Here is a 19,514-nt window from a genome sequence, read left to right on the forward strand (position 1 = left end):
GGGTCCCAGGTCGGCCCGAAGGACGCCGGGCCCCGATCCGCAGTTCTGTCCGCACTTCCGCACTTCTGTCCGCCGCCACCGCCGAACCGCCCCGACCGGGTCGGTCTGCGGTCCCGCCACGCTGGATATGGTGTGTGTCTGCGTACGGACTTAAGGGGCAGTTAGTGAACGACGGCGGTCAGAGGCGATACGGCCCGCTCGGCAGAACCTTGGTGATCATTCCGACCTACAACGAGGCCGAGAACATCAAGCCGATCGTCAGCCGGGTGCGCGCCGCCGTACCGGAGGCGGACATCCTGGTCGCCGACGACAACAGCCCCGACGGCACCGGCAAGCTGGCCGATGACCTGGCCGCCGCCGACGACCAGGTCCATGTGCTGCACCGCAAGGGCAAGGAAGGGCTCGGCGCGGCCTATCTCGCCGGCTTCCACTGGGGGATGGAGCACGACTACGGCGTGCTCGTCGAGATGGACGCGGACGGCTCCCACCAGCCCGAGGAGCTGCCCCGGCTGCTCACCGCCCTCAAGAGCGCCGACCTGGTGCTGGGCTCCCGCTGGGTCCCGGGCGGGCGCGTGGTCAACTGGCCCAAGTCCCGCGAGATGATCTCCCGCGGCGGCAGCACCTACTCGCGGCTGATGCTCGGGCTCCGGACCAGGGACGTCACGGGCGGATACCGGGCCTTCCGTACGGAGACCCTGAAGGGGATCGGCCTCGACGAGGTCGCCTCACAGGGCTACTGCTTCCAGGTCGACCTGGCACGCCGCTCGATCGAGGCCGGTTACCACGTCGTCGAGGTCCCGATCACCTTCGTGGACCGGGAGGTCGGTGACTCCAAGATGAGCCGGGACATCCTCGTCGAGGCGCTCTGGCGGGTGACCGCCTGGGGCGTCACCACCCGCACGAACCGGGTGCTCGGACGCCGGACGCCCTGATGCGTCGGGCCGGATGATCTTCACCCCTTACCGCGCCCGGACGCGCTGCCAGGCACACTGGGGGTATGACGACCGGCACACCGCCCCCGACCGCCCGGCGGCGCTCACGCGCCCGGACCTTCGTACCTCTCGCCATCGCCGCCTGGGCGGTGCTGGAGATCTGGCTGCTCATCGTGGTGGGGGAGGCGGCGGGCGGGTTCACCGTCCTGCTGCTCCTGGCGGCGGGCGTCGTGCTCGGAGCCGTGGTGATGAAGGCGGCCGGCCGCCGGGCCTTCCGCAATCTCACCGAGACGCTCCAGCAGATGCCGGGGCAGCCGGGTGCGAGCGGCTCCTCGCCCGCACCTTCGAGCAGCAGGGGCAACGGCTTCCTCATGCTCGGCGGGCTGCTGATCATGATCCCGGGGATGATCTCGGACGTCGCCGGGCTCCTGCTCGCGGTGCCGCCGGTCCGCTCCGCGCTCAGCAGGTACGCGGAGCGCTCGCTGGACCGGCGGATGCGCAGGGCGGCCCCCGGTGGCCTCTCGGACGCCTTCCAGCAGGCCCGGATGCACCGGCCGGACGGAAAGGTCGTTCAGGGCGAGGTGATCCGCGAGGACCCCTCGCGTCCGGACGAGAACCCCCGCCCACCCCTGACGCCGTAACCCCTCGCACGCCTTGACGCCCGTCAAGGCGTGCGAGACAGAGCTGCGGGCCGCGACACACGAGGTGTCGCGGCCCGCAGCTCTGTCTCGGTGCTGTGCTACGCGGTCAAGCAGACTTCCTGCTGTCCCGCGGATGCACGGCGATATTCATGGCTCCGGAGCGCAGAACCGCCAGCCTCTCGGCCAGCACCTCCTCCAGCTCCTCGCGTGTGCGCCGCTCCATGAGCATGTCCCAGTGCGTACGCGCAGGCTTGCCCTTCTTCTCCTCGGGGCCATCCCCGTCAACCAGGAGTGCCTGGGCGCCACACGCCTTGCACTCCCACTCCGGCGGAATTTCCGCCTCTACCGAGAACGGCATCTCAAATCGATGTCCGTTCTGGCATGCGTACTCCACCGCCTGGCGCGGGGCCAGATCGATGCCGCGGTCCGTCTCGTAGCTGGTAACCACAAGTCGCGTGCCGCGGAGAGCTCGCTCACTCATGAATCGTGCCTCCCGGGCTTGTCGCCCACAGGACAAATGTCGCTGTCGTCGTCATCCGGCTCAACGTCCGGTCGGCGGCAAAGATTCCCGTTGCCGGTCATGCGTCGCCCGTCGTGCCGCTGAGTATTCAGGTTTGCCAGGGTTCAAGTACCCGCCAATGCCCGGTTTGTCACATCTGGCAGAAGTTGTCACCCAACGGTTTGGATTCTTCCACTGGCAGTGACGGTCCTCCGGGCAGGCCAAAGGCGTACACTACCGGCCTTTTGCTTCAACGTCTAAATCCGTTCGGGAACGGGATTCCCCGCCGCCGTCACGGCCCGCCGGACCTGCACCCTCGCGAGCAGTACCGAACCGGCCACGAAGAAGATCACCAACGAGATGATCGCGTCCCGGTAACTGCCGGTCAGCTGGTAGGCGAGACCGAACACGAGTGGCCCCAGCCAGCTCAGTCCGCGGTCGCTCATCTCGTACGCCGAGAAGTACTCGGCCTCCTTGCCGCGCGGCACCAGATGCGAGTAGAGCGAGCGCGACAGGGCCTGGCTGCCGCCGAGGACCAGACCGATCGCCGCGGCCAGCGCGTAGAAGAACACCGGCGCGTCGGCCGGCAGGAAGTATCCGGCGACCAGGATCAGGGTCCAGACGACCAGGGACGCGAGGATCGTGCGCTTCGCGCCGTACACCCGGGCCAGCCGGCCCATGCCCAGCGCTCCGGCCACCGCGAGGATCTGGACCAGCAGGACGGCGGTGATCAGCGTCGTCTGGTCGAGGCCCAGCTCCTCGGAGCCGTACACCGAGGCCTGGGAGATCACCGTCTGCACGCCGTCGTTGTAGACGAGGTACGCCAGCAGGAAGGAGAGGGTGAGCGGGTGGCGGCGCATGTCGCGCAGGGTCGCCATCAGCTGCCCCCACCCGGACCCGACCGCCCCGTGCCCCGGCGCCACCTGCCGGTCGCGCAGCCGGCGCAGCGGTACGACGGTGAAGGCGCCCCACCAGACACCGGCCGATGCCAGGCAGATCCGGACGGCGTCCGACTCGGACAGGCCGAAGGAGTCGTGGCCCGTGTAGAGGACCAGGTTGAGGACCAGGACCAGCGCCCCGGAGGTGTAGCCGAAGGCCCAGCCGCGTGAGGAGACCGCGTCGCGTTCGTCGGGCTCCGAGATCTGCGGCAGATAGGCGTTGTAGAGGACCATCGACACGGATATCGCGGCATTCGCCACGATGAGCAGGAACGCGCCGAGCAGGTAGCGGGTGCCGTCCAGGAAGAACATCGCGGCGGTGGCGGTGGCGCCCACATAGGCGGCCGCCGCCAGCAGCGGCTTCTTGCGGCCCGTACGGTCGGCGGCCGCGCCCACGATCGGCATCAGGATCACCGCGACGACGAGGGATGCCGAGATCGTGTACGCGAACAGCGACCCGGCACGGATCGGGATGCCGAGCGGCCGGACGTAGCCGTCGGCGTCGGCGGCGGCCTTGGCGACCGAGGTCAGATACGGACCCAGGAACACCGTGACGACGCTCGTCGAGTAGACGGAACAGGCGAAGTCGTAGAAGTACCAGCCCCGCTGCTGGCGCCGGCGTTCAGCGGGGTCGGCCGCCCCGGGCGTGTCCCGGGCCGGTTCGGCGGCGTCCGTCGTCTCGGCACTCATCGCGCACCCCTCGTCTCTCCCCGTGGAGACGTCACCGGGCCGGCGTCAGGCCCAGGCCCCCCGCTCGCTCAGCACCGTGCGCAGCGTCTCGATGTGATCGGTCATGATGCCATCCACGCCGAGGTCCAGGAGCGCTGCCATCCGCTCCGGTTCGTTGACCGTCCAGACGTGCACCTGGAGTCCCCGCGCGTGCGCCTCCCGTACGAAGCGCCGATCCACGACCCGGATGCCGCCCTGGCTCTCCGGTACCTGGGCGCACACCGCGCCGGCGCGCAGCGCCGCCGGAATCCCGTATGAGCGCAGCCGCAGACCCAGTACCCCGCGCACTCCGTAGGAGGTGGCCAGCCGGGGCCCCGCCAGTCGGTGCGCCCTGGCGACCCTGGCCTCGGAGAACGAGCCGACGCACACGCGGTCCCAGGCGTCCGCCCGGCGGATCAGGTCCACCAGCGGCTCAAGGGCGGGCCCGGCCTTGATGTCCACGTTCCAGTGCGCCTGCGGGAACGCCTCCAGCAGTTCCTCGAACAGCGGCAGCGGTTCCCGGCCCGCCACCCGGGCCCGCCGTATCTCGCTCCACGGCAGTTCCGATATCCGGCCCCCGGCATCCGTCACCCGGTCCAGGGTGGCGTCGTGGAAGGCCACCAGGCGGCCGTCCGCCGAGGCGTGCACATCGGTCTCGAAGTAGCGGTACCCGGCCTCTTCGGCCCGGCGGAACGCCGCCGCGGTGTTCTCGATCCCGTCCGCCGAACCGCCCCGGTGGGCGAACGCGAGCGGGGCGGGGTGGTCCAGGTAGGGATGGCGTACGGAAGTCACCGCCGCAGTATCGCCTGCCCGGACGGCGGGGTGGCGGCCGTGGGGCGGCCGTTGTCCGGGATCGCGAAGAAGCGCAGGAAGAACTGGGCGAGCGGGCCGATCGCCAGGGCGTAGAGGACCGTCCCGATGCCGAGGGAGCCGCCGAGCAGGAACCCGGTCGCCACGACGGCCGCCTCGATCGCCGTGCGGACGAGTCGGATGGAGCGGCCGGTGCGCCGGTGCAGCCCGGTCATGAGCCCGTCGCGCGGCCCGGGGCCGAACCGGGCGGCGATGTACAGCCCCGTCGCCACACCGTTCAGGACGATGCCCGCCACCATCACCCCGGCCCGCGCGGCGAGCCCGTGCACATCGGGGACGAGGGCCAGCGTGCCGTCCATCGCGATCCCGACGGCGAAGACGTTCGAGACGGTGCCCAGTCCCGGCCGCTGCCGGAGCGGGATCCACAGCAGCAGCACGATCGCGCCGATGATGATCGAGACGACCCCGATGGTGATCCCGGTGCGCTCGGCGAGTCCCTGGTGCAGCACTCCCCACGGCTCCAGACCGAGACCGGCGACGACCAACAGCGCTGAGCTCGCCCCGTACAGCGCCAGCCCCGCGTACAGCTGGATCAGCCGGCGGGTGAGGTGCGTTCGCTGCCGGACGGCGGTGGTGGTGGACAAGTGGGCCCCCTGGTGTAGTGATAGTGGACTGCCGCGTGTCACTCTGTGGCAGCGGATTGGCCGCCAACCATGGCCAATCGGAGGAAGGTGGACTGATTCTCATGGCCCAGTGGACATCGGCGGTCGGTGCCGCTCAGCTCGCCCGGCAGCTCCACGCCCAGCAGCCCAGGCCGACGGGCCCCGGCAACCGCAGGCCACCGGCCTACCGCGCGCTCGCCGACGGCATCCGGCTGCTCGTCCTGGAGGGCCGGGTCCCGGTCGCCGCCCGGCTGCCCGCGGAACGGGAACTGGCGCTCGCCCTGGCCGTCAGCCGTACGACGGTCGCCGCGGCCTACGAGGCGCTGCGGGCCGAAGGGTTCCTGGAGTCCCGGCGCGGGGCCGGCAGCTGGACGGCGGTACCGGCCGGCAACCCGCTGCCCGCCCGGGGCCTGGAGCCGCTGCCCCCGGAGGCGCTCGGCTCGATGATCGACCTGGGCTGCGCCTCGCTGCCCGCCCCCGAACCGTGGCTCACCAGGGCCGTCCAGGGCGCCCTGGAGGAGCTGGCCCCGTACGCGCACACACACGGCGACTACCCGGCCGGGCTGCCCGCGCTGCGGCAGATGATCGCCGACCGGTACACCGCCGACGGCATCCCCACGATGCCCGAGCAGATCATGGTCACCACCGGTGCGATGGGCGCTATCGATGCCATCTGCCACCTCTTCGCGGGCCGCGGGGAACGGATCGCGGTGGAGTCCCCGAGCTACGCCAACATCCTCCAGCTGATGCGGGAGGCGGGCGCCCGGCTGGTGCCGGTGGCCATGGAGGAGGGGCTCGGCGGCTGGGACATGAACCGCTGGCGCCAGGTGCTGCGGGACGCGGCCCCCCGGCTCGCGTACGTCGTCGCGGACTTCCACAACCCCACCGGGGCGCTGGCCGACGAGGACCGGCGGCGCGCGCTGGTGGACGCCGCCCGCTCGGCCGGAACGGTCCTGGTCGTCGACGAGACGATGAACGAGCTGCACCTGGACGAGGACGTGCGGATGCCGCGCCGGGTCTGCGCCTTCGACCCGGCGGGCAGCACCGTGCTCACCGTCGGTTCGGCCAGCAAGGCGTTCTGGGCGGGCATGCGGATCGGCTGGGTACGCGCCGCGCCGGACGTCATCCGCAGCCTGGTGGCGGCCCGCGCCTACGCCGATATGGGTACTCCGGTCCTGGAGCAGCTGGCCGTCAACTGGCTGATGCGCACCGGAGGCTGGGAAGAGGCCGTGCGGATCCGCCGGGAGCAGGCGCGGGGCAACCGGGACGCGCTGGTCACAGCCGTGCGGCGGGAGCTGCCCGACTGGGAGTTCGTCGTACCGCGCGGCGGCCTGACGCTCTGGGTGCGCACCGGCGGCCTCTCCGGTTCGCGGCTCGCGGTGGCCGGGGAGCGGGTCGGGGTGCGGGTGCCGTCCGGGCCCCGGTTCGGGGTCGACGGCGCCTTCGAGGGGTACGTACGGCTGCCGTTCACGGTCGGGGGGCCGGTCGCGGACGAGGCGGCCCTGCGGCTCGCGGCCGCCGCCAAGCTCGTTGGTTCGGGGGCGGGAGCGGGCGCGGAGGCGCCCCGGACGTTCGTCGCCTGATCCGCGGGCCCTCCCGTACGTCTCGCCCGAGGGGAGCCTCAGTCGCTGACGGCAACGGACTCCATGGCGACGGGAACCGCCGTGGTCCGCGCCGGTTCCGGGGCGGGGGCGGTCGCCTCGATCGCGGTCCGCCGTTCGGGCAGCAGGCCCAGCACCGTCTGCCGCTGCGCCTCGCCGGTCGCGTCGTCGTAGGGATCGGGCGTGGCCGGCACCTGGACGCGCAGCACCGGGCCGGTGCCGAGCCGGGCGTACCCGCGGCCGGGCGGGACGTCCAGGGTCGGTGTGGTGTGCGGCTCGATTCCCAGCACGGATTCGATCTGGGCGGGTGAGCAGTGGCCGAGGACCACCCTGGCCCGGGTGTGGTTGCGCACGGTGTCGCTCAGGCCGTCCAGGCTGTCGAACTGCTCGGCCATCACCACGGTGACGTTGGCGGCCCTGCCGTGCCGCAGCGGGACCTGGAGCAGTTCCTGCGGGTCGGGCCCGCCGCCGGCGGCGGCCAGGTGGCCGAGCACGCTGGGCCGGTCAAGCAGGATCCAGAGCGGGCGCCTGGTGTCCTCGGGGACGGCGTCGCCGGACTGCCGGGCCCGGTTGGCCTCGAACAGCCGGCGCTCCGTCTCCTGCGCCGCCCATTCCAGGGTGGCCAGCGCCCCGGCGGCCCCGCACTCCACGGCCAGCACGCCTTCGCGGCCGTTGAAGCAGGCGTACTCGCCGATGCCGCTGCCCTCGATGATCAGGATGTCGCCCTGCTGGAGTGCCTGGAGGGCGATGGAGCGCATCAGTGTTGTGGTGCCGCTGCCTGGCTGGCCGACCGCCAGCAGATGCGGCTCCGTGGTGCGTGCGCCGGTCCGCCAGACGACGCCCGGCGCGTCCCGGGTCTCCTCGCCGTCGGTCACCGGGACGGTACGCCGCACCGCGTCCTCGTCCGTGAAGCCGAGGACGGTCTCGCCGGGGGCGGTGACGAAGCGCTGGGCGGTGATCGAGGTGGGCAGGGCGTCGAGCACGCTCATGACGAGCCGGTTGCCCTCCTCGTCCCAGCTGAAGCGGTACTCGCGGCCCCGGCCCGACTTGGCGTGCAGCAGCTGCTCGATCCGGGCGCGGGAGGCGGCCTCGCTGTCGGTGAAGTACGCCGGGTAGGCCACCGTGAGCCGGGAGATCCGCCCGTCGGCGTCGAACGTGTAGTCGCTGAAGACCTGGTCCCAGTCGCCGCCGTGGGCGAACAGCGGACTGGGGTCCTCGGCCGTCGAGAAGTACGGCACGAGCGCCTCGTACAGGGACCGCAGGCGTCCGGTCTCCGCCTCGTCCGGGCCGGTTCTGACGGGAGTGCGCTGACGTCCCTTCCACGCGGCGGCGCCCATCACCGTGACCAGGGCCATGACGGACCCGTAGGGGACGAGCGCGACCACGAGTACGCAGGCCGCGACGAGGAACAGGGTGGGACCACGCCGTTCCTTGGGCGTCGCGGCCCACTTCTGCCGTCCTGCACCCGCCAGCAGCCGCAGACCACGAGTGATCATGATCAGCGGATGGAGGACATCGGTGGCGCTGTCGGCGGCCGTGCGCGCGAACTCGCGACTGCGAGTGATCGAAGCGCTGCCGCTGCTCAGAATGCGGGGGAGTGGTCGCCGGGCCACGTCTGTCTCCTGAAGGGGGTGGGAGCGGGAGCGGAACGTCAGAACTTGATCCCGCCGAGGAGTCCGGCGAGGCTCGCGCCGCCCGCGGTGATGCTCGGTGCGATGGCGGTGCCGGCCAGGTAGAAGCCGAACAGGGCGGTGACGAGGGCGTGCGAAGCCTTGAGGCCGTCCTTCCTGAAGAACAGGAAGACGATGATGCCGAGGATGACGACGCCTGACATGGAAAGGATCATGAGTGGTTCTCCTGGTTGGGGGGACAGTCACCATGAGTCCTTCCAGGCTCACCGGAAGTATCTATAGGATAAAAGGTGCAAGGGGGTGAAAAGTGGGATTTTTCACTGGACTGGCGGACAGTGAAGTGCAGGCCAGGGCGGTTTTCGGTGCCGCGCATCGCTCCGTCGTCACTCGACGCGATCTTCTGCCATGGGTGACCCGGGCCGGGTACGCGTCCGGGCAGTACCCTGTCGATTCACTCGTACGGCCTCAAGACGCATCCCCCCGCAGCCCGGCGGCGGAGCGAACGGTTAAAGGAAGGACGGCCCCCCGATGAGCGAAACCCCTGATCCCGAGGTGGTTGAGCTGGCCACCAAGGTCTTCGACCTGGCGCGCCACGGCGACACCGACGCGCTCGCGGCCTACGTCGACGCCGGAGTTCCGGTGAACCTCACCAACGACCGGGGCGACTCGCTGCTGATGCTCGCCGCCTATCACGGACACGCCCCCGCGGTCACGGCACTGACCGGACGCGGCGCGGATCCGGACCGGGCCAACGACCGGGGGCAGACACCGCTCGCCGGAGCCGTCTTCAAGGGTGAGGACGCGGTGATCGCGGCGCTGCTCGCCGCAGGGGCCGATCCAGCGGCCGGAACACCCTCCGCCCTGGACACCGCACGCATGTTCGGCAAGGCCGACCTGCTGGAACTCTTCGGTTCCCGCTGACCGGGTCCGCCGTAAATGTGGTCGCGGTGGCGAAATGGGTGGGTCATCATGACGTCGCGGGCCCGATTCGGGCCACCGACGAGAGGCGGGAAGATGGTCTGCACCAGGCAGAAGACGGCGGTCGGCCGATCATGTTGCTGCGCGATGTAGTGCCCCCCCATGGCACGGCACCTGCACATGGAACTGCACAGTCCCCGGTTGCGTCGACAGCTTGATGTGAGGCTCTCCCCATGTTTGATCCGTTCATAGCGCCGAGCGGCACCCTGCTCGGCCTGCTGCAGAGGGGCCGCGGCGACGGCACGCTCCACGCGCTCGCCGCACCGCGCCCCGAGGCCCTGGCGGCTCTCAACCACTGCGTCCTGAGCGATCCGCGTCACGACTGGCAGGTGGAGAACCGCTCCCTCTACTACGCCCGTCTCTATCTCGACCTCGACGGCGGCATCGAGGAGATCGAGCGCCACCTCGGTGATCCCGACGACCATCTGGATACCGACGAGTCACGGACCGGCCTCGCCCTGGCCGTACTCGGCCACCTCGCCTCCTACGGACGCGACGACGCCCTCGCCCTGCTCCGGCGCTACGCCGCGACCGGCTCCAACTGGGCCTGGGCCCTGGACGAGCTGGCGCTGCGCGACGACGACGCCGGTCTGCGGTCCCTCGCCGTGCCCGTGCTCGCCCGCTTCGGCACCGACGCGGAGGGCTCCGCCGAGCTGGCCGCCGCCGTGCGCGACGCCTTCGAGCCCCGGCCCTGGCGGCTCTGGGCCGACGATCCGCGCGAAGCGGTCGGCGCCCGGGTCAGGGCCGCCTCGGAACAGGGCTCGTTCGACCGCTGGCAGCGGCAGATGCGGCCCGGAGGACCCCGCCCCGGCTGGAGCGTCCAGGCCGTCTTCGACTGGGCCCAAGAGGGGCTCGACCGAGGCAGCGAACTCCATGTACCGGCCGCCCGCTGCCTCTCCGCCGTCGCGGGACCGGAGGACCGGCCCGAGATCGTCGAGGCCGCCCGCAGTGGCCCCGACGGTGCCCGTTGCGCCGCCCTGCACTATCTGGCCGAGGCGCAGGACCCGGTCGTGCTCGACCTGATCGAGGCCGCGGCGGTCAGCTCCTCGCGCACCGTCGCCGACGCGGCCGTCGCCGCCTTCGAGCGGATGTGCGGCGAAGCGGCCGTCGACCGCGCGCGGCGCTGGGCCCGCAGGCCGGACGCCCTCGGTGCCTCGGCAGCCGGGGTGCTGGCCGGCCGGGGCGGCGCACAGGACGCCTCACTGGTCCTCGGCGCCCTGCGCGAAGCCGTGCGCGGCGACGGGCCGGACGCGCTGCGCCTGTGGACCCTGGTCGACGGCACCGGACGGCTGGGTATCGCCTGCGCCGCCCCTGTCCTGCGCCACGTCTACCGGGAGACGTCCTCCTCCCACCTGCGGGGCAGGGCCGCCCGCGCACTGGCCGCCACCGATCCCTCCTTCGCCACCGGCTTCGCCGTCGAGTGCCTGTGGGACTGCGAGGAGACGACCCGGGAGGTCGCCGCACGCCATGCGGAGACCGGCGACATCAGGGTGGCCGAGCGGCTGCGCCGGCTGGCCGCCGACCCGGCGGAGGAGGCCGAGGTGCAGACCGCGGTACGCAGCAGGATCGGTCCGGACGCCTCCGCCGTCTGACCGGGTACGAACAGCTGGGCGTTGCGCGTCGGGGGCGCGCGGCGCGACACCTCCGGGGTCCCGTGAAGCCGTCCGCCGGTTTCCGCAGAGGCATTCCGGCCCTGTGAGCCGTCCGGGGCCCGTGCGGCCGTCCGGGCCCTGTGAGCCGCCCTGGTCCTGTGAGCAGCCGGGTTCTGTGAGCCGCCTCCGTTCTGTGAGCAGCCGGGTTCTGCGAGCCGTCCGGCAGGCGTGACCGACTCCCGTGACCGACTCCGGGGCAACCAGCCGCTTCTGCGCCGTTTCGACCGTTGTCAGTGCGAGGACCTAATCTGTGCAGCGTGACTTCGCCTGCCTATACGGAAAACGCTGCGCCGCAGCTCAGCGCGGGGCCCCGGCCCGCACCGGGCCCGGCCGCCGACGAGGGGCTCTCGCGGCGGCTGCGCGCCCTCGCCTGCACGGCGCCGCTGCACGACCTCGACGTGCGCAAGGCGAACCTGGCCGGTGAGTACACGGTCTACGCGATGGCCGAGGTCGCGCTCGCCGCGATCGACCACGTCACGCTCAACATGGACTTCGACACCGGCGCGGACCACGACCAGATAGTGGCCAGACTCCTCCCGCGCGTCGCCGCGCAGGCTCCGTACCGCCCAACCGCCGAGCACGAACGCGTCGCGCGCTGGGTGCTGGAGAACCTGATCAACGTCGGCAGCGTGGACCGGGGCTTCCGGGCCGTCTACGGCACCTTCGGGCCGGACGGCACATACGTCCGCCGGGACTACGACTTCAAGCTGATCGAGGAGGTCCCCGGCTACGGCGGCAGCGTCTATCTGCGGGCCACCGACGAGGCCGTCAACGTCCTGGTCGGCGCCCTCGACACGGACGTCACCAGCGCGCAGATCGCCGCGGAGGTGAAGCTGGAGGTCCTGATCAGCCGGGGCCGCCTCGCCGACGCCCAACTCGCCGCCGAGCAGGCCCGCTACCGGACCGTGCAGTACGCGGAGACCCTCCGCAAGACGCTCGACGCGACCCGGCGCAACGTCCGCGCGGTCGACTGGCTGAACGCCGTGCCCGACATGATCGCGGAGGCGCTGGACCACGTAGCCGACCGCTACCGCCACGAGAACGCCATCCTCACCAACATCCGCAAGGCCCGTGACGAGGCGGAGGAGCCCGAGCACAAGCGCCGTGCCGCCGAGCTCGTCGACATCGTCAAGGACTGCATTCGCCGCCACACCCAGCTGCAGTCCCGGCTGCTGGAGGCCGGACCGCTGTTCCGCGCCGAGCAGGACCGGCAGGCGTTCGCCGCACCGGCCGCCCGCACCGGCCTCGACCTCTACGGACAGCTGCTGGCGCCCCTGCTGCCGCTCCCCGTCGAGCAGTCGATCCGCGCCACCGACGCGTTCTTCGCCCACGGCACGGGACTGCGCACCCCCACCTCGGTACGGGTGGGCGACCTGGTCGACATGCTGCTCATTCCGTCCCTGGAGCGTGAACACCTGGGCGCCGAGATGCCGGAGCCCGACCTGATCGCCACCCCGGCCGACAGCCGGTTCAGTGAGGAGCAGTTGGCGAGCGCCATGGAACTGCTCGACCTGGAGCCCGACGCGCCGCGCCGCCTCTCCGGGCTGCTGGCCGAGGCCAGACGGCGCGACGCGGACCTGCCCTACCTGGTCGCCCTGCTCGCGGTGCACGCGGCTAGCCCGCCGGTCGGCACGGCGTACCGGCAGGGAGAGCGCCGCCTGCTCTTCTCCGTCGACGACGGGACCCAGCTGGAGGACCCCGAATTCGGCGGGGCCGACCTGATCGTCGGCACGGCCCTGCTGGACGCGGCGGGTGCGGCCGCGGACCGCACGGAGGCGGCGTGAGGGCGCCGGTCCCCGCCCCCCGTACCCAGGCCTGTCCACCCCGTGCCCGAGCCCGCGCGTCCCGCGCCGAGGCCCGTCCGTTCCGTATCGAAGTCCGTCCGTCCCGTAGCGAAGCCAGTCCGTCCCGTATCGAAGTCCGTCCGGAGCAAGGAGCGCCCGTCGTGAGCGACCACCGCGCAGAGCACGCCGACGCGTGGAGCGAGCAGAGCGCCGCGTACCCCGCGGACCGGGCCGCGTCCGCGCCGCAGTCCGCCCCCGCCCCGGTCACCCCGGCCGATGCCGCCGACGCCTCCCGGCTCGTGGCGTTCGGGCTCCAGCCCAAGCTGCTGCCCGCCCGCGACGCCGAGTACGCCGAACTGCTGCGCCGCTACCGGGAGGAGCCCGCCTTCGGCCGGCTCGCGGACGCCGTCGCGACCGGACTCGGCCTCATCGTGCTGGAGGTCTCGACCCGGGCGGGCATGGCCGTCACGGCGGGCGAGGAATCGGTCTTCGCGGTGCGCATGGGCGACTACGCCCGCCGGGCCTCGCCGGACTCCGCCGACCGCTTCCTGCACGGCCTCGCCCACCTGGCCGTCGCCGCGATGGCCTTCCCGCGCCCCGAGGACCTCGCGGACGACGCCCACATCGGCCGGATCACCGTCAACGGCGTCGACGCCTTCGTACGCCAGGCGTGCCACCGCCTGGAGGAGCGCGCCGAAGAGCACGGCGACAACACCGACCCGGCCAGTGACGCCCCCGGCCTGGAAGCCGGCTGGCGGATCTACGCCCGGCGCAGCTCCACCGGAGCGACCAAGGATGCCCGGCGGCTGGCCGGGTCCACCACCGGCATCGTCGGCAAGGCCGTCGCCTTCCTCACCGACTCCGGCTTCCTCCAGCGCACCGGGGACGACGCCGGGGGCGCCTTCCGCACCACCGCCCGCTACCAGCTCCAGGTCCGCGACATGGCGGGCGGCGCCGCCATGGCCGAACTGCTGGAACTGGGAGTGGTACCGGTCACCGACGGAGCGGCGACGCTGCTGCCGCCACCCGACCCGGACGACCTGGAGCTGGCGGCCGACGCCGGACTGCCCTTCCACGGCTGACCGCCGCCAGCGCCGACGCCGGCCACCGCACGGCCGGCCCCGCCACCGACGCCCCATTCCCGCCTTTCCCGCCGCCTGAACGACGAGAGTCCGCCGCCATGTACGAGCTGTCCCGGGTCCGCCTCTACTCCATCGGGCCTGCCGGTGCGCGCTACGCCGACACCGTGCTTGACCTGCGCGGGGTCGGAGAACCAGTGCCCCACCCCGCGCCGGCGCAGGCGGAGTTCTTCGAGGAGGAACCGGTCGGCCCGCCGCGCCGCCCCGCCCCCGCCGGAGTCCTCTTCCTGGAGAACGGCGGCGGCAAGTCCGTCCTGCTGAAGCTGATCTTCTCGGTGATGCTGCCCGGCCACCGCAACACCCTCGGCGGCGCCAGCTCCGGCGTACTGCGCAAGTTCCTGCTCGCGGAGGACTGCGGGCACGTCGCGCTGGAGTGGCAGCACACCCTGACCGGTGAATGCGTCGTCGTCGGCAAGGTCAGCGAGTGGCGCGGGCGCCAGGTCTCCAACGACCCCAGGAAGTTCGCCGAGGCCTGGTACTCCTTCCGGCCCGGCCCCGGACTCAGCCTCGACTCACTGCCGGTGGCCGAGGCGACCTCGGTGGGGCGCCCCGCCGAAGGCGTCTCCGGTGCCCGCGGCAGGCGCCGCACCATGAAGGGCTTCCGCGACGCGCTCACCGAGGCGGGAAAGTTCTACCAGCACCTCGACGTGCACTGGGAGGAGATCCACGACCGCTGGAACGAGCACCTCGGTGACCTCGGCCTGGACCCCGAACTCTTCCGCTACCAGCGCGAGATGAACGCCGACGAAGGAGAAGCCGCCGGACTCTTCGCCGTCAAGAAGGACTCCGACTTCACCGACCTCCTGCTGCGCGCCGTCACCGACACCCGCGACACCGACGGACTGGCCGACCTGGTCAGCGGCTTCGGCAACAAGCTGGGCCGCCGCGCCGAGCTCACCGCGGAGCGGGACTTCACCGCGGGCTCGGTCGATCTGCTCGGCCGCATCGTGGAGGCCGCCGGAACGCGTTCGCGGACCCGGGACATCCACGCGGGCGCCGAGCGCCGCACCCGCACCCTGGCCCGCAGGCTCTCCGCCCGCGCCGGCCTGGAGCGCGGCCGGACCGCCGAGCTGGCCCAGCAGCTCACCGGCGCCGCCCACGCCGTCACCGGCGCGGAGGAGACCCGCGGCCGGGCCGCCCTGATCGCCGCCGAACTCGCCTACCGCCACGCCTCCCTGGCGCTCACCGCCGCCGAGAAGAGCGCCGCGGCCCAGCGCAGGGAGCTGGGTGACGCCCGCACCCTGCACTCCGCCTGGCAGGCGGCAGAGGCCGTACTGCGCCACCGCGCCGCCGCCGACCGAGCCGCCCGCGTCGCCGTCGCGATCCGCGAGGCCGAGCGCGACGCCGCCCCGGCTTTGGCCGCACGTGCCACCGCCGCGGCCGATCTCGTACGGGCCCTGCACACCGCCGCGGAGGCGGGCGAGAGCGTGGCCAACGAGGAGGAGGAGCGCTCCGAGACCCTCCAGAACACGGGCGAGGCCGCACACCGTGACGCCACCACGGCCGCCACAGAGGCCCAGCGTGCCCGCAGCGAGGCCGGCCACCTCCGCCAGCGCCTCGCCGAGGTCGAGCAGGAGACCGCCGAAGCGGTACGTGCGGGCTGGCTCGACGACACCGCGCCGAACGCGGACCCCGCCCGCGCGGCCCTCGCGGCGAACGACGCGGAGCAGTCCGCCGTGGCCGCCTGGGACACCGCACGCGAGGCCGCCGGCTCTGCGGCGGACCGCTCCCGGCAGGCGGCGGCCACCGAGAGCCGCGCCGAACTCGCCGCAGCGCGGGCCGCCGACGGCGCGCGGGCCGCGGAGCAGGCCTACGAGGCCGAGCTCCGGGCCGTCGAGTCGATCGCCGCAGAGCACCGCCTCGCGGACCTGCTCGGCCTGCCCACGGCGCAGGGCAGCGGCGTACCCCGGCCCCGGCGGGGCGCGGCCGGGCCCGAAGCCGGCGCGGAGACCGGTGCGGGGGACCTGAGCCCCCGGCAGGAAGCGCCGGACGCCGAGGGGGCCGGCGCCCCCGGTGCCGACGGAACAGAACCGGCGGCGCACGGCACCCACACTGTCACCGCCGGACGGCCCCGCGCGGCGGAACAGCCGCTCACCGCCGCCGAGTTCGACCGCAACGCCGAAGACCTGCGCGAGCTCCTCGACCAGGCCGTCGGCTCCGCGGAACGGCGCCTGTTCGAGCTGCGCACCGCGGCGGCCGACGACTCCCGCATCCTGGGCGCGCTCGGTGATGGCGGGCTGCTGCCGCCCGGCCCCGACGTCCTCGCCACCGTCGAGTACCTCGGAGAGCACGGCATCCCCGCCCTGCCCGGCTGGCGCTACCTCGCCCAGGCCGTGGACCCGGCCGACCACGCGGCAGTGCTCGCGGCCCGGCCCGAGCTCGTCGACGGCGTCGTGATCACCGATCCGGACGCGCACGCCCGCGCCCGTGAGGTGCTCGGCGCCGCCGCCCTGCTGCCGCGCTCGGCCGTGGCCGTCGGCACCGCCGCCGCGCTGCTCGCCCCCGTCCCGGAACCCGGCACCGGCTCCGGCGCGAACGGCGGGGCGGCTTCGGGGGTGTTCCTCGTCCCGCCGAACCCGGCCATGCACGACGAGCACGCAGCCGACGAGGAGCGGCACGCGCTCCGGAGCCGTGCCGCGGCCCGCGACGAGGACATCCGCACCCTCGCCGCCCGGCTCACCGCGGACCGCTCGCTCGCCGCCCGGATCGGCTCCTGGCGGGTGGACTGCCCGCCCGGCACCCTCACCGAACTCGCGGAGGCGGCCGGCACCGCCCGTACCGCCGCGGAGACGGCGGAGGCCGCCCTCGCCGAGGCCCGCACCGTACGCGCGGAGGCCGACGAGGCCGCCGCCGACACCGCCCGGGTCCGCGACGAGCGCCAGGAGGCCGCCCAGCGCGCCCGCCGGGCCGCCGACGCACTCGCCGGACTCGCCTTCCGCCTCCGCGAACGGGCGGGCTGGCAGGCCAAGCTGCGCGAACTGGCCGAGGAGGCGGCGGAGTCCGAGGCCCGCGCCGCCGTCTGCCTGGACCGCGCCAAAGCCGCCGACGAGGACCGCAGGGCCGCCCAGCGCGCCGCCGACGACGCCCGCCGCACCGCCCGCGCCCTGCGCGCCGAACGGGCCGAGATCGCCGGTGCGCCCGAACACCTCCCGGAGCCCGGAGCGGACGCCCCGCGCCGCGCGCTGCCCGCCCTGCGCGAGGCGTACCGGGCGGCGTCCCAGCTCTACGAGAAGGTGGGGGTCGGCGCGGACCTGCGCGCCGAACAGGCCCGCGCGGAGAGCGACGAGAGTGCCGCACTGGCCGAGCTGGACCGGCTCACCAACAAGGTCCGCACCCGGGCCGCCCAGCTCCTGGAAGGGACGGACGGCGCCGACGGCCCGTCCCGGCAGGCGGCCGTAGCCCGCGCCGAGTCCCTGGTCCAGCTCCTGGAGACGCGTGCCTCCGCCGCCAGCGAGCAACTCGGCAGGCTGCGCGGCGAGGCCGAGCGCCTCGCTCCCGCCGACGGCGAGACCCTCCACACCGAACTCCCCGAAGCGCAGGTCCCCGCCGACGCCGAACAGGCCCAGACCCTCCTGCGCACCGCCACGGCCGAACTGGCCTCCGCCACCGCGTCCCTGGACACCGCCAGGGCCGCCCACGCCGAGCTGCTGCACGCCCACCGCACCGCAGAGGACTCGGCAGGCGGCTTCGACGAGACCGCCGCCCTGCTGAGCGACCTCCTCAGGGACCACGGCGACGACGAGCCCGAGACCCCCGAGCCGTACCCCGGCAGCCTCGAAGAGGCCCGGCAGTCCGCAGCGGAGGCCCGCCGCTCACTGCGCGGCTGCGCCGCCGACCTGTCCACCGCGGAAGCGGCCGTCCGGGAGGCGAGCGACGTACTGGTCCGGCACGCCAACTCCACCCGCTACGAACAGGTCCGCACCCCGGCCCGTCAGCAGATCCGTGAACTTCCGGCCGCCGCACTGCCCGAGCACGCGGAGAAGTGGGCCATCGCCTTCGCCCCCAGGCTGCGGGTCCTCACCGACGAACTGACCCAGCTGGAACGCAACCGGGACTCCATCGTCGACCGGCTGCGCGGCCTGGTGGATTCCGCGCTCACCACCCTCCGCTCCGCCCAGCGCCTCTCCCGGCTCCCCGAGGGACTGGGGGAGTGGTCCGGCCAGGAGTTCCTCCGGATCCGGTTCGAGGAACCGGACCAGGCCACCCTGACCGAACGGCTCGGCGAGGTCATCGACGAGGCCACCAAGGCGGCCCTGAAGAAGAACTCCGACCTGCGCCGGGACGGCATGTCCCTGCTGCTGCGAGGCGTGCAGGCGGCGCTGGAACCCAAGGGCATCGCCGTGGAGATCCTCAAGCCGGACGCGGTGCTGCGCGCTGAACGCGTACCCGTCGGGCAGATGGGCGACGTCTTCTCCGGCGGCCAGCTGCTGACCGCCGCCATCGCGCTGTACTGCACGATGGCCGCACTGCGCAGCAACGACCGGGGCCGCGACCGGCACCAGCACCACCACGCGGGCACGCTCTTCCTCGACAACCCCATCGGCCGCGCCAACGCCACCTACCTGCTGGAGCTCCAGCGAGCGGTTTCCGACGCGCTCGGTGTCCAGCTGCTGTACACCACCGGCCTGTTCGACACGACGGCACTCGCCGAGTTCCCGCTCGTGATCAGGCTGCGCAACGACGCGGACCTGCGGGCCGGGCTGAAGTACATCAGCGTCGAGGAGCATCTGCGCCCCGGACTGCCGCAGCAGGATCCCGCCGCGGAGACGGTGCACGGAGAGATCACCGCCACCCGCATGTTCAAGCGCGGCACGGCGGCGCCCGAAGCGCTCCCGGTCCCGGCCGGGGCGGAAGGCGGCGAAGACACCGACTGAGCCGCCCGGCACCGACCACCGGGACGGCGCCCGCACCCACTCGTAGGCCTTCCCGGCGCGTTCAGGCCCGGGAGAGGCCGCGGTCCGGGGAGCGGCGGCCTATCCGTGCGCCGTCCCGCTGCCCGGACCGGGCGGCCCGCCTCGCCCTGCGCCGCTCGCGACGCAGCCGCCGGGCGGAACTGCTCGGCATCGAAACCACGCCGTTGCGCTGATTCCACACCTGGCGCGTGACCCACACATCCAGCACCGACCAGGTAGCGGCCACCGTGCTGGCCACGCTGCTCAGCACCATCGGGAAGGCCAGCCAGGACCCTGTCAGCGTGGACAGGAAGGCCACCATCGCCTGGATGATCGTCAGCGACAGAATCAGAACGGCCCGTACGGCCGCCCTGCGTACCGGGTCGGGCATCCGCCGCCGCGGCGCCGGCTCCTCGACCCAGAGCTGCTGCTGCCGCGGAATCTCCGGCCGGCCCCGCGCCGATTCCGTCATGCCACGACGCTCTTGCGTGTCCAAGGACCTTCAACTCCCACCATCCGACTTCAGGGTTGCTGCCCGGCATGGGTGGTTTCTACGCGGACGAGCCGCCCTCACCTGCCGAATACGCCCCTGCGGTCCCCCTACCCCCGTACAGACAGACGAGTACCCGACGGTGAAGATTCCCCCG

At 73.0% G+C, this 19,514-nt stretch carries 15 protein-coding genes; 8 read left to right on the forward strand and 7 right to left on the reverse strand.

The window, feature by feature from the left end:
* Nucleotides 1-164 precede the first annotated feature (164 nt).
* Both RLT59_RS33320 and fxsA read left to right on the forward strand, forming a co-directional pair.
* A complete protein-coding gene (locus RLT59_RS33320; protein WP_311306831.1) occupies nucleotides 165-932 on the forward strand; it encodes a polyprenol monophosphomannose synthase in 768 nt (255 codons plus the stop codon).
* 65 nt (nucleotides 933-997) lie between these two features.
* Nucleotides 998-1,573 carry an FxsA family membrane protein gene (fxsA, locus tag RLT59_RS33325; RefSeq protein WP_311306832.1) on the forward strand — a complete coding sequence of 192 codons (576 nt, stop codon included), beginning with the start codon at nucleotides 998-1,000 and terminating at the stop codon, nucleotides 1,571-1,573.
* 106 nt (nucleotides 1,574-1,679) lie between these two features.
* On the opposite strand, the gene RLT59_RS33330 is transcribed toward fxsA, so the two are convergent.
* The 4 genes from RLT59_RS33330 to RLT59_RS33345 all read right to left on the reverse strand — a co-directional run bounded on the left by RLT59_RS33330 (nucleotide 1,680) and on the right by RLT59_RS33345 (nucleotide 5,172).
* On the reverse strand, nucleotides 1,680-2,054 hold the full coding sequence (locus RLT59_RS33330) for an RNA polymerase-binding protein RbpA (protein WP_003959706.1): 375 nt from the start codon (nucleotides 2,052-2,054) through the stop codon (nucleotides 1,680-1,682).
* A 275-nt stretch (nucleotides 2,055-2,329) separates the two neighbouring features.
* Nucleotides 2,330-3,700 (reverse strand): MFS transporter, encoded by a 1,371-nt coding sequence (locus RLT59_RS33335; RefSeq protein WP_311306833.1) that lies wholly within the window; start codon nucleotides 3,698-3,700, stop codon nucleotides 2,330-2,332.
* Nucleotides 3,701-3,745: 45 nt separating this feature from the next.
* Nucleotides 3,746-4,510: a glycerophosphodiester phosphodiesterase family protein gene (locus RLT59_RS33340; protein WP_311306834.1), complete on the reverse strand. Its 765-nt coding sequence runs from the start codon at nucleotides 4,508-4,510 to the stop codon at nucleotides 3,746-3,748.
* Entirely contained in the window at nucleotides 4,507-5,172 is a 666-nt protein-coding gene (locus RLT59_RS33345; protein WP_311306835.1) for a membrane protein YczE, read from the reverse strand. The genes RLT59_RS33340 and RLT59_RS33345 overlap by 4 nt, the downstream gene beginning before the upstream one ends.
* Before the next feature lie 101 nt (nucleotides 5,173-5,273).
* On the opposite strand from RLT59_RS33345, the gene RLT59_RS33350 reads away from it, so the two are divergent.
* The gene (locus RLT59_RS33350; RefSeq protein WP_311306836.1) at nucleotides 5,274-6,773 is read left to right on the forward strand and encodes an SCO1417 family PLP biosynthesis transcription factor; all 1,500 of its coding nucleotides are present in this window, start codon (nucleotides 5,274-5,276) and stop codon (nucleotides 6,771-6,773) included.
* Between the two features lie 38 nt (nucleotides 6,774-6,811).
* Here the strand turns inward: RLT59_RS33350 and RLT59_RS33355 are convergent, their stop codons facing one another.
* The gene (locus tag RLT59_RS33355; RefSeq protein ID WP_311306837.1) at nucleotides 6,812-8,404 is read right to left on the reverse strand and encodes a hypothetical protein; all 1,593 of its coding nucleotides are present in this window, start codon (nucleotides 8,402-8,404) and stop codon (nucleotides 6,812-6,814) included.
* 38 nt (nucleotides 8,405-8,442) lie between these two features.
* Entirely contained in the window at nucleotides 8,443-8,637 is a 195-nt protein-coding gene (locus RLT59_RS33360; protein WP_018103962.1) for a hypothetical protein, read from the reverse strand.
* Nucleotides 8,638-8,950: 313 nt separating this feature from the next.
* Here RLT59_RS33360 and RLT59_RS33365 point away from each other — a divergent pair, with 313 nt between their 5' ends.
* From RLT59_RS33365 to RLT59_RS33385, 5 genes are all read left to right on the forward strand, one after another.
* Nucleotides 8,951-9,343 (forward strand): ankyrin repeat domain-containing protein, encoded by a 393-nt coding sequence (locus tag RLT59_RS33365; protein WP_024493529.1) that lies wholly within the window; start codon nucleotides 8,951-8,953, stop codon nucleotides 9,341-9,343.
* A 230-nt stretch (nucleotides 9,344-9,573) separates the two neighbouring features.
* Nucleotides 9,574-10,992, forward strand: a complete 1,419-nt coding sequence (locus tag RLT59_RS33370; RefSeq protein ID WP_311306838.1) for a HEAT repeat domain-containing protein — start codon at nucleotides 9,574-9,576, stop codon at nucleotides 10,990-10,992.
* A gap of 317 nt (nucleotides 10,993-11,309) precedes the next feature.
* A complete protein-coding gene (locus RLT59_RS33375; protein WP_311306839.1) occupies nucleotides 11,310-12,836 on the forward strand; it encodes a hypothetical protein in 1,527 nt (508 codons plus the stop codon).
* Nucleotides 12,837-12,997: 161 nt separating this feature from the next.
* A complete protein-coding gene (locus RLT59_RS33380) occupies nucleotides 12,998-13,918 on the forward strand; it encodes a hypothetical protein (protein WP_311306840.1) in 921 nt (306 codons plus the stop codon).
* A 98-nt stretch (nucleotides 13,919-14,016) separates the two neighbouring features.
* Nucleotides 14,017-18,849, forward strand: a complete 4,833-nt coding sequence (locus tag RLT59_RS33385) for a hypothetical protein (protein WP_311306841.1) — start codon at nucleotides 14,017-14,019, stop codon at nucleotides 18,847-18,849.
* A gap of 61 nt (nucleotides 18,850-18,910) precedes the next feature.
* On the opposite strand, the gene RLT59_RS33390 is transcribed toward RLT59_RS33385, so the two are convergent.
* Nucleotides 18,911-19,339: a hypothetical protein gene (locus RLT59_RS33390; protein WP_311306842.1), complete on the reverse strand. Its 429-nt coding sequence runs from the start codon at nucleotides 19,337-19,339 to the stop codon at nucleotides 18,911-18,913.
* Nucleotides 19,340-19,514 lie beyond the last annotated feature (175 nt).

Origin of the sequence: Streptomyces sp. ITFR-6, from assembly GCF_031844725.1 — a bacterium.
Lineage (GTDB): Bacteria > Actinomycetota > Actinomycetes > Streptomycetales > Streptomycetaceae > Streptomyces.